Source organism: Microcoleus sp. B5-D4, from assembly GCF_036705145.1.
In the GTDB taxonomy this organism is placed as follows: domain Bacteria; phylum Cyanobacteriota; class Cyanobacteriia; order Cyanobacteriales; family Microcoleaceae; genus Microcoleus.
This window is the reverse complement of record NZ_JAUBTV010000146.1, coordinates 1-9,822: the sequence shown is the minus strand read 5'-3', so window position 1 is coordinate 9,822 and position 9,822 is coordinate 1. Positions and strand designations below refer to the sequence as shown.

At 46.5% G+C, this 9,822-nt stretch carries 16 protein-coding genes; 13 read left to right on the top strand and 3 right to left on the bottom strand.

Annotated features, from left to right (window positions below):
- The 3 genes from QUB10_RS33140 to QUB10_RS33130 form a co-directional block, all read right to left on the bottom strand.
- A partial coding sequence (locus QUB10_RS33140; RefSeq protein ID WP_333207348.1) for a DUF3854 domain-containing protein occupies window positions 1-656 on the bottom strand: 656 nt, incomplete at its 3' end.
- 339 nt (window positions 657-995) lie between these two features.
- Complete coding sequence (locus QUB10_RS33135) at window positions 996-1,574, bottom strand: hypothetical protein (protein WP_333207347.1); 579 nt, start codon at window positions 1,572-1,574, stop codon at window positions 996-998.
- A gap of 153 nt (window positions 1,575-1,727) precedes the next feature.
- The gene (locus tag QUB10_RS33130; RefSeq protein ID WP_333050754.1) at window positions 1,728-2,012 is read right to left on the bottom strand and encodes a hypothetical protein; all 285 of its coding nucleotides are present in this window, start codon (window positions 2,010-2,012) and stop codon (window positions 1,728-1,730) included.
- 196 nt (window positions 2,013-2,208) lie between these two features.
- On the opposite strand from QUB10_RS33130, the gene QUB10_RS33125 reads away from it, so the two are divergent.
- The 13 genes from QUB10_RS33125 to QUB10_RS33065 all read left to right on the top strand — a co-directional run bounded on the left by QUB10_RS33125 (window position 2,209) and on the right by QUB10_RS33065 (window position 9,786).
- Window positions 2,209-2,796 (top strand): hypothetical protein, encoded by a 588-nt coding sequence (locus QUB10_RS33125; protein WP_333207346.1) that lies wholly within the window; start codon window positions 2,209-2,211, stop codon window positions 2,794-2,796.
- A complete protein-coding gene (locus tag QUB10_RS33120; protein WP_333207345.1) occupies window positions 2,793-2,978 on the top strand; it encodes a hypothetical protein in 186 nt (61 codons plus the stop codon). The genes QUB10_RS33125 and QUB10_RS33120 overlap by 4 nt, the downstream gene beginning before the upstream one ends.
- 232 nt (window positions 2,979-3,210) lie before the next feature.
- The gene (locus tag QUB10_RS33115; RefSeq protein ID WP_333207344.1) at window positions 3,211-3,429 is read left to right on the top strand and encodes a hypothetical protein; all 219 of its coding nucleotides are present in this window, start codon (window positions 3,211-3,213) and stop codon (window positions 3,427-3,429) included.
- Entirely contained in the window at window positions 3,407-4,003 is a 597-nt protein-coding gene (locus QUB10_RS33110; protein ID WP_333207343.1) for a hypothetical protein, read from the top strand. Before QUB10_RS33115 ends, QUB10_RS33110 begins: the two co-directional genes overlap by 23 nt.
- Window positions 4,004-4,315: 312 nt before the next feature.
- Window positions 4,316-4,501 carry a hypothetical protein gene (locus QUB10_RS33105; protein ID WP_333207342.1) on the top strand — a complete coding sequence of 62 codons (186 nt, stop codon included), beginning with the start codon at window positions 4,316-4,318 and terminating at the stop codon, window positions 4,499-4,501.
- Window positions 4,502-4,535: 34 nt separating this feature from the next.
- A complete protein-coding gene (locus QUB10_RS33100) occupies window positions 4,536-4,865 on the top strand; it encodes a hypothetical protein (protein WP_333207341.1) in 330 nt (109 codons plus the stop codon).
- Between the two features lie 6 nt (window positions 4,866-4,871).
- Window positions 4,872-5,201 carry a hypothetical protein gene (locus tag QUB10_RS33095; protein ID WP_333207340.1) on the top strand — a complete coding sequence of 110 codons (330 nt, stop codon included), beginning with the start codon at window positions 4,872-4,874 and terminating at the stop codon, window positions 5,199-5,201.
- A 17-nt stretch (window positions 5,202-5,218) separates the two neighbouring features.
- A complete protein-coding gene (locus QUB10_RS33090) occupies window positions 5,219-5,467 on the top strand; it encodes a hypothetical protein (RefSeq protein WP_333207339.1) in 249 nt (82 codons plus the stop codon).
- A gap of 5 nt (window positions 5,468-5,472) precedes the next feature.
- Entirely contained in the window at window positions 5,473-5,679 is a 207-nt protein-coding gene (locus tag QUB10_RS33085; RefSeq protein ID WP_333207338.1) for a hypothetical protein, read from the top strand.
- Window positions 5,680-5,729: 50 nt separating this feature from the next.
- Entirely contained in the window at window positions 5,730-6,512 is a 783-nt protein-coding gene (locus QUB10_RS33080; RefSeq protein WP_333207337.1) for a hypothetical protein, read from the top strand.
- Between the two features lie 2 nt (window positions 6,513-6,514).
- The gene (locus tag QUB10_RS33075) at window positions 6,515-6,976 is read left to right on the top strand and encodes a hypothetical protein (RefSeq protein ID WP_333207336.1); all 462 of its coding nucleotides are present in this window, start codon (window positions 6,515-6,517) and stop codon (window positions 6,974-6,976) included.
- A gap of 4 nt (window positions 6,977-6,980) precedes the next feature.
- Complete coding sequence (locus QUB10_RS33070) at window positions 6,981-8,837, top strand: hypothetical protein (protein WP_333207335.1); 1,857 nt, start codon at window positions 6,981-6,983, stop codon at window positions 8,835-8,837.
- 340 nt (window positions 8,838-9,177) lie between these two features.
- Window positions 9,178-9,786, top strand: a complete 609-nt coding sequence (locus QUB10_RS33065) for an exonuclease domain-containing protein (RefSeq protein ID WP_333207334.1) — start codon at window positions 9,178-9,180, stop codon at window positions 9,784-9,786.
- Window positions 9,787-9,822: the final 36 nt, after the last annotated feature.

The window sequence follows — 9,822 nt, the reverse complement described above, 5'->3', positions numbered from 1 at the left end:
CATTGTGCAGTAATGCTGCGAACGGGGACACCAAACTTAAGCAACTGGCGGCCGAGTTTCCGCTGTTCCCAAATGACACTGGGATTGGTGGCTGCATCTGCATCAAAGGCAATGATGAATCCAAAACCGGCACGAGCGTAGTGTTCGAGTATGGCAACGAGAAAGCGTTGACCTTGCAAGTCGTTTTTCTTGGCAGTCAGTCCCATGCTGATGCCCATCAAGGCAATTGTAGGTAAACCATGACAGCATCCCGCGATGGCCTTCCAGATTCCTTCAGTTAGTAAGATGTAGGGCTGACCGTTAATGTGGTAGCAGTGCTCTGCAAGTTTTTCAGTATCCCAATAGTCCTTATCGGTTGGATGCTGAGGGAGAAAAGCGTCGTATTCCCCTAACGGGGTGCGGTACTTGGGTGCCTTTTTATCTTCTCTTGACTTCCACGGCTTGTCTGGCCTGAACTGAAATTGTGTGCCTGCACCAATAAAGAAGATGCCACCAGACTTGGCGGTATAGCCCAAGTAAACTGATGCCTCGTCAGCAGATACGCTTCGGCAGTTGGCGTAACTCCACTTGTTCAGCAGTCCTCTGCTCTCAATGTGGCTCTTGTGTTTGGGGCAAAGGTACGCGGTAGTTGATAAAAATTGATCTGCAATATTCATAGATGCCTCTTTCGCTACTCATAGCGCTGCGTGCTGGTTTTTTTACAAAAACCCGCGCTTAGTAGAAGAGACGGCTCTGCCACAGCTACCGTTAATGTGCAAAGGTGCAAAATCTGCGGTAATGGCAGAAATAGACTATGATGAATCTAAAGTTTTTTATTTTTGTTTGTCTGCCGTCTCTTCTAAAGACGCGGACTTTTTTTTGGTCTGGTCTAATCGATGCGGGCGGTCGCTTGTTGACAACAGCCTTTTCAAATTCTATACGCGGACGTATTGCGAGCGAACGTTAGCTGACAAGGAATTTCCGAATCGAAAAATCCCAATTGTTGCCGATCGCAATTAACCCGGTTCATCCTCACCCCCCGGAATTCTCCAAGGGTCGATGCCGTTTTCTCTAAGCAAGCGCTCGTAGTAGTCGCGCTCCCACCGAATTTCGTCTTCAGCAGAGTAAGCGTTGCCCAACATTCGCAGGTCGCGTTCGAGTTGCTGGACTCGCTGGCCAAGCAGTTCGTTGCGTTCGGATTCGGTGCGAGTAACGCCGAAAGCTATGTCAAATCGGCGCTCTAATGTTTCAGTACCCAAAGCCACAACTAAGTCAAAAGCAGGTTTAACTCCTCTGTAACAGCGGTAAATCCAGTAAGCATAAACAACACTTAAGGGCCATCCCCGAATGCGAGTTTGTCCTCTGACTTGTCCCGTGGGGTCAACTTCAAAAGTTTCTGGCGTAAAACCCTCACCCAGTATGGCTTTACCCTCCTTAGAACCTAAAAAGTTTCTGGCGTAAACTGGATCATCCCCAATACACTCAGCCGCCTGTGTTTGGCTCATCCGGTAACTGCCGTCTGGCAACATAAACCCATCGACTGTGAGGGAACCTATTTGCACGAAAGCCCTGACGGCTCTAACTGATTCACTCATCAAAAACTCCTTTGACGCTTCATCGCGCTCTACGTGGCCTATACACTAAACTCCGACAGTCCAAGCTTGGTGTATACGAAAGTTCAACCTAGTTTTTCAAGTAGTGTTTCCCATTCCATAATTTGATTTTTTAGCAATTGAACCCGAGCGCCCTTAGCCTTGCGCTTGAGAAACAAACCGCGGCCAGCAAGTTCTTCGCGGGCTAATGCGATACTTTGCTCCAACACTTTTGGTCAATTCCTCCCTATCCTCCTTTTTTAGTTCAGTGTCGGTCATCCCTGCAACCAGGCGGGCGAACTGTTCCAAGAATTCAGAGCGCGAGATTCCAAGCACCTCAGCCCTGGTGTCGATCGCTTTCATTGCCGTAGGAGTCACAAAAATGCTGTAGCGCTCTTTGTTTTCGCCCCAAGCGCTGCGTTCAGCCGGTTTTCTGGTCATTTGTCTGTGTATGCACAATTAACAATTTTCATCATAGGGCTTGACAACACCTAAACAAAAGTGATATGTCTGTGCATACATAGTTACGTCTGTGCATACACAGTTATGGCTTAACACCAAAACCAAACCCCGCCCCCTATGACTGGAAATCTTCTGGGGCGGGGTACGGCACTCACATTAATGAGGTTTTTCAATCATGACACAAATACCGATACCGATAACGGTTGAGGTGTCCGCTGCTGCTGCAACGCCAAAAGTGACGAGCGCTTCTTTGTACCCTTTGCTGTTGGCATCCGTGGAAACGATGGCAGAACCAGAACTCTGGGTTTTGATGGAAGCGGTCGTTTATTCGCTGCGCCAAAGGGACACGCTCGCCCGCTCCATTAAAGAGTGCGGTACTGTTGAATGTTTTGGCGATAAATGGCCCCAAGATTTCGATTTCTTGCCCAGTGAATCGGAAGCGATCGCCTTAGTGGAGGCAATAGCCGACCAATTCTCCAGCCGCCAACTCCATTCTTGCTGGCAATCGCTGCTGAGCACTTGCAACCGCATCCAAAAGCTTGCCCTGATTGAAGCGATCACCTACGCCCAGCACTATTCATCGACGGTACTCCAAGCGCTCTCTCAATGCGAACTATCGGATTTGTTTTCCGATTCCTTGGAACACTTGGATGTTTGGCTTTCCGAACCCGAAGCGCTGCGCCTAATTCGCTTGTTCTCCGTTTCCCTGTTGGCTTCATCGGAAACTGCACCATCTCCAGGCGACGGGAGGGACGATCGATGAAATCACTCAAAAGCCATCAATTCAAGTGGAGCGTTACCGTCACCCGTAAGTACAATCCACCCCGCCAGATTATAGTTTTCGGGCGCACGCCAGCAGAAGCGCTCCAAGGAGCCGTAGCTTCTGCCCGCGAAGTCTGGGGTATCTGGGATGCCAAATCATTTAGCACGCCGGAAAGGAAATAATTTTTTTTGATTCTTCGTTAGCTACTTCGGGCGACTCCGAAAACAGCTAACGAAAGAATCAGAGTTTCGGGTGATGTAGCTAACAAGTAGCCAATCAAATGCCAATGAGAAAATGCCAACACCTAAAAAGCCTGTAGACGTAGCTGTTTTTAACAGTCGATGTGGGACATGGAAGCATCGAAATTACTTCAGAGCAGAAGTAAGGGTAATTCTAGGTAAAGAGGGAAAACCGATGCCTGAAGCTACTTTCAAAACCCGACTCGCCCTTTTAGAAGCAGAATGCCCCGAGTTTCAGAGACAACCCTACCGCCGGACATTTTCTCAATTTCATTTGAACTGCTTGCTAACCCTAGAAACTTGGATTCTGGAAGCCAACCGCTGCATTGCCACTGTTCGAGAACGATTAGCACAAGAAGGATTACCCACCCATGAATACCGAACCGACAATTGACCGCCGCGACATCAAAAGCAAATGGGGACTCAACAAAGTTTCTGACGTAACCAACGCTCGCAAAGCTTTAGGACAGCCCGATTGGCAAAACTCTCTTTTGAACCCTGATGACAGCGCAGAAATCGACCTTTATTTCGAGTTGGTACTGAATCAGCGAATTGCACCGCCTTTGGCACTCAAACAAGTAGTGGGAACTCGGAACGGACGCGGTGAATACTGCAACGACATCGACTCAGAAGCGATCGCCAGCGGCGAAAAACGGGATGCTGAAGAAGAGAAAAGCGGAGCGATACAAGCCATTGAGGGAATGACTCGCGAAGCATCCTTGGGGATGGCCGATGTTGCCGGAGCCGTTAGCGACCAAATCCTAGATGCCTTTAAGATTTCTCTGAGTGCAAATCTGACCCACGGTTTAACCGATATGGCCTCCAATATCCGAGGTAATTTCAGCGTTCTCACCTCGGCCGTAAAAGCAGCTCCCTTGGATTTGCGGGATGCCAATTTGCCAGTCCCAAAGCCTGTTTTACCAACCAAGTCAGTACCGCCACGGAGGATTTCACCAGGACTCTGGTAGGCGCTCACCGAGAGTTGGGGGAAGCCCTAGCTTTAAGGCAAGCTCACAGGGAAAAGGTGCTCCTGAATCTCATCTTTTTTCTGAGCCTGCAACGGGGGAGGCAACCTAAAAAACCTGGCATTATATTGCCTCCCAATCCCAATTACGCTGAAGAAACAATCGTGCTAATGAGGTTTGTCTGATGCTGGACAGTTACGGTTTTATTGAGTTGTATTTAGTGTGTCCTGGATTGAGATTGTGGCGGGTCGTTAAGTCTAAACTGGCTGCAATTAGCCAAGTGAGCGAAGTGGCAGTATTAGTGGGAGGGTGTGCGTGAAAATCAGAGAAGTCTTGGCAACAGTTAAACACTGCAATTCAGGATGGCAAGAACAAAAACTGGTACACATCCTGTTTACTGACCGGGATGAAAAGTACCAGTTACTGAAGCCTTACTGTGTGGAATACGGCAAAAATGTCATCTTTAGCAAGACAGATAACGAGATTTTGTTACCAGATTGAGCAAGGCATAAACATAGAGCTAAGGAGTACAGCGATGTTAGTTCACATCCGCAAAAAAGAGGTTTTCTTATGGCACGGAGAGCAGCACGTTTTTGTGTACCCTCCCGACAACAAATGTCTAGCATTCTGTCAGATCAAAGACCTCGATTTGTACAGCAATCGATACGGTACGCTGTACAACATTATTGAGAGCGATGTTTACTTAGAAGCGGTAGACGAAAGTAAAAATCTTTGCCAGCCCAAAGAGAAATATTTCCCCCCTGATTGTATAGGGCTGAGAGAATGCCCTTATCCCGGAGTTTGCTACCGCCTCGAAACTGAACAGCAAGATTATGAATGTGATGGATATGAATCAGCAGGATAGGAAAATATGGACACAAACAAAGACTATCAAAGATTGCTAGCTCCTGCAACGCTTACAGAAGAAGACGAATTCTACGCTGAATGCAATGTGGCAGGAATTAACTATGTGGATCGGGTAAATGGAAAACCTGTTCGAGTTTACCCCTACTGGATAGACAGACCTAACTGCAATTGGCACAGTCCACCAGTTGCAGAAGATGAGGATGAAGATGATGATGTTGATGAGCCTGAAAGTGAAGATGAGGAGCGAGGTAAGAAAAAAGGCTGGATAAGTCGATTAACGACGTGGTGGAAACGACGCGATGCTATCAATATCAACTTCTTGGAAGAATCGTAGTTAATGAGGTCACTCTAATGAGCAGCGAATTAGAAAGAGTAAAGCAGTTAGTGGAACTAGACCCAGTACCACAAGCAATTGTCAAATCTGTAGACATGGCGTGGGCTGTGTACCGCAAAGAGCAAATCCCCGACAACTACCTAATTTGTAAAGAGATATTTTGGCAGGGAATCTGCCAAATTTTGGGTTACATTCCGGCTCATATTAAATGTAGCGGTCAAGGACAGGTTTACATTTCATTTAGTCCCAATGAAACTTCGAGGTAACAACCATGTCAGATAAACTCTCGGCAATTTGTGCGTCACTCCTGTTTGCAGCCATCCCCGCAATGCTGGTTTACGCAGGTAAATCTGTCTACCACGACGGTTATCGACAAGCCGTAAAAGATTTACCACCCACGGTAGTTCAAGGCGACCAGAATATCGACAACAGCACGAACCACAGCTATCAATTTGCACCGTCGCTTGGGGGGAAGTAATTAATTGTAAATCAACTACATAACTCAGAATTAATTAAAGGAGACAAACCATGAGTGCAATTGTTAAATACACTGGTGATGGAGCCATCGCCCCAGCCTTAGTCGGAAAAGTCAAAGCATTTGATAGCGCACCTGAAATGTTGACTACTTTTCAGGGATACTACGGCTTCGACCCATCAGCCTTTGCTGGAATGTCCGAGGAAGAATTGGGGGCATTCGTAGATTCGGTTGAAGAAATCAAGTTCCTCATTGACAACCTCGATAAACTAGAAAAACACGTCAACGACTATATTGACGGCGTTGTCAAATACAACGAGTTTGTAGCCCGATGCGTCAAAGCTGGTGCTAAGGGCATGGAGAAGATCGATCGGGCCACGCTCGACGTGTTCTTGGCATGGAAAGGTTGGCAGGCCAATACCAAAAAGCTAGCCAAAGATTCGGATGTTGGCGTAAGACTACTCGACCAAGAAGTTATTGATTACGATGATTTAGCCGAATACGATCTTGAGATTTCTCTTCAGATTGTGGCTAACAGATTAGCCCGTCAAAAAGAAGCGCTATCCCAAAAACCTGAAATAGAAGCAGCCAACTATGCGGAGCGACAAGCAGCTCAAGAGGCAAAAAGCGAAGAGAGAAATAGGATAAAATACTTGTTCGCTTACGGTACTCGTGGGAAATTGGGTTTGCCATCATCTAGTAGCAAACAATTAATTCCTGCTACCACTAACGCTAGCAATAACGCTAGCAATAACGCTAGCAATAACGCTAACAATACAAGTGGTTGGCTAAAAAAATGGGGCGGTAAAGCCTTTGACTTTTTCTCAGGGAAATAGCCATGCAGTTGCCAACACTTCTCATCCCCAAACCTCAAAATCCTCCTGTTGCTCCACCTTCACAACAACCACAACTCCCCGAATTAGAAGAATCAGACCAATTGAGGTTTCTCAAGAACTTAAACAGCTTTTGTGGTCAAGGATTTTGGTTTGCGGTTGGTCTATCCATCGCTCACGTTTCGAGGATTGTCGGTGCTCCTGTAATGCTCGTCGCAGTGGTTTTAGTAGCCGGGTTCTTGTTTGTAGTAAAACCGAAAAACCCAACCTCTTATTTACTATCCATGAGGCGGATTAGTGGGTTGGTGGTGATTCTCGGAACTATTGCTGCATTTTGGGATGCGGCGTGGCTACTGGCAAATATGCCTTTAAGCGTCGGCTTTGGGTTCATCCCAGTGTGGCAGCTTGTCGTGATTGTTGGTGTATCGGTGATGCTACTTTTGTTGGTTACACTGTGGCGGAGGTGACCAAATGAAAAGTGCGATCGCCTGTGTGATTGTGGGTATCGGATGTAGCGGGTTCAGTTTATTCGGGTACTTTGACAAACACCTTAGTTACTGCAATGGAGCTACAAATCCCTGTACGCCTGTTGTGGTAACGGGTTCCCAGTATCCCAAGAATGCTAAGTTTGTGAAGCTGCATCAAGGCTGGGGGCTGCTGCGTACTACATCCGGCGTAATTGCTGCAATCAGCTTTGGTGCGGGTTATTTCACATCGGGTGCAGCATCGGTAAAGCAGAGAAAGAGTGAGGAAGAGGCTGCGATATTTGAGGCACGGCAAAAGCAATTAGAAGCAACTACCAGCGACATTTTGGATGAGGAAGAAATCCAGAAAACAGCGATTGCTGCTGACTTGAGAGTGAAGGACTTCAAGCGCGAACTCTATGACGGCTACAACACGCTTTATTTGGAGAAGAATCCCGAACTGTTGGAGGCTTTAACCGCCGCCACTCCCCAATCTTTACCCGCATCTTTACCCGCTCCAATAGAATCAAAGTCCGATGAAGTTGAAAATGCGGAACTCCTATCAAACACAGAATCCGCCCAAAATAACAATCAGTTATTGGGCGTAGAACTGCCAGTAACTCCCAATTTAGGAGTGAAGTTCTTTGATTGGAAGCAGTTTAGGGAGACTCCTGAGATGTTTCCTCACTTGAGAGGAGTTGCACCCACAAATGGCGGAAAAACCACGCTCTTTGATTGGCTGATGGATGTGATGCCATCCCAAAAGCAGTCGGTAATTACGGTCAAACGGTGGCCGCATCAATGGATTGGCTTGGATGTAATAGGAGTGCCTGAAGATTACAAAGCTATCCGCTCCTCTTTGGAAGCATTGCAAGGTGAAAGAGTACGGCGTACAGCATTAATGGCAAAGGGGATTGATTCACCCATTTGGAATGTAGCTGTTGATGAATGGAAAGCAATTTCGCGTAATGTAAGAGCGATTGTCGCTAGCAAAACCAAACAGATTATTTCTCTCAGTGCCAAGCAAATTATGGGTGAAATGATTACTTTAGCCAGGGAAACCAACATCCGCATCTTTGCTTTAGCGCAGGGCAGACAAGTTGTAACTTGGGGATTGGAGGGTGAAAGCGATTTAACTGAGTGTTTCTGTAGCATTTACATGGGTAAGTTTGCTGTAGAAGAATGTGAATCCTACCGCAACAAATTCCCCAAGGACTCCGAGCAATACGCCAAATACCAACAAGTGCGAGATTACTTGGAATCGCTGGGAAATAGAGCGGCATGGATTAGCTGCGAATTAGGCGAATTCCCCGCTGTTGTACCCGACTTGAGCCAATGGAAACGAGAGTTGGTAAAAGAGCCAATTGAGCCAACCGCTGATACCAATAAACAGAATATGGGAGTTGACCAAACCAGCGAAACTGATGACCCAGAAAAACTTTGGGAACTAGCAAAACAGCGCCTTGAAGAGACTTTTAAATCATCAGAAATTACTGAAACAGGGGAGCATTCAGAGCGGGATACGCAAGAATCTGACGTATCCACACCCCAAACCCCAAAGGGCGGTGGGATACCTCTAGAACCCTTACTAGATAAAGAGTACCCGATTCGAGATGGCGCGTCTCTCGTATCCAGGTACTTCTGTGAAACAACGGAATCAGCTCTTTTCGAGCAGGTATTAGCGTATCTAGATACGAGTCGCAATGCCTCTGATATTATTAAAAATGTCCTGAAATGCACCAAACCAGATAAGGATTCGCCTCGTTCGTATTCAAGCGTCGGCAAGCCCGTATTTATTTACCTGATTCGCAAATACGGAACGGCGGCTTTGATTGCACATTTTGCCGATTTCTTGGATAGGTAAAAACCTGAACAATCCTGGGTATAATCAGACCAGGCAGACGAACTTTGAGAGATTTAATGCCAAGCTTTAACAGCCGATGCTAAAGAATGAAAAGTGGAGGGATGTTAGCTGCTGCGGATACCTTGAACCGAGGTAGTATTGGTTGTTTTAATTTACAGATAGTGACGCTTATTTGATAAAATCATTAGATTGTCGTTTAGTTTTGCAGCGGGCGACTCATCCCCCAATCTGGGGGTTTTCTACTTCGATGGTATTATTTTGTTAGTTGTTGCGTGGGTTCTCCCGTGCCACAAATCAAACTATATTTTGAATGTGCTGTTTTGATATCGAGCTGTCAAACATGGAGCTAACCCAATACAGTTGGTGGGGCGAATCCAATGAGCCACCAGAACATCTCAAAACTAAAAAGCAATTGGGTGAGCTTGGTTTATCGCCTCTAAAACCTTCAGGCGTTATCCCAACTCGAAAATACGATGTGTTTCTCTACGATATCCACAATCCCGAATCCTGCCGACCCAAAAGAAAGCCATCTCCCAAACAATTGGAAACTTTAGCCGCCAACCGTCTCAAAGCTAAAATCAAGCGGGATTACCGGGAATGGTATCGAGAAGTAGGTTTCATAGAAAAAGATAGGGTGAATGCTGTTCTTTGGGCAAGAGAACAATTAAGCCAGAAAGATTGGGTGATTCTGGATACTGAAACAACGGGGCTATACGATGCGGAAATAGTAGAGATAGCAATTATCGATCACACTGAAGAAACCTTGCTCGATACCCTCATCAAACCCTCAATTTCCATCCCCGCAGAAGTAACAGATATTCACGGCATTAGCGATGCAATGGTAGGCGCTCCTCCGAGTTTCCCCGAAGTCTATCCCCGCATTGTTGAAGTCCTTAAAGATAAACGAGTATTTCCTGTGTTTCTAACTGTATTTGTTTTATACAGTTAGGAGGAAGCCGTCCTATAAGGACGGGGCTTTAGACCC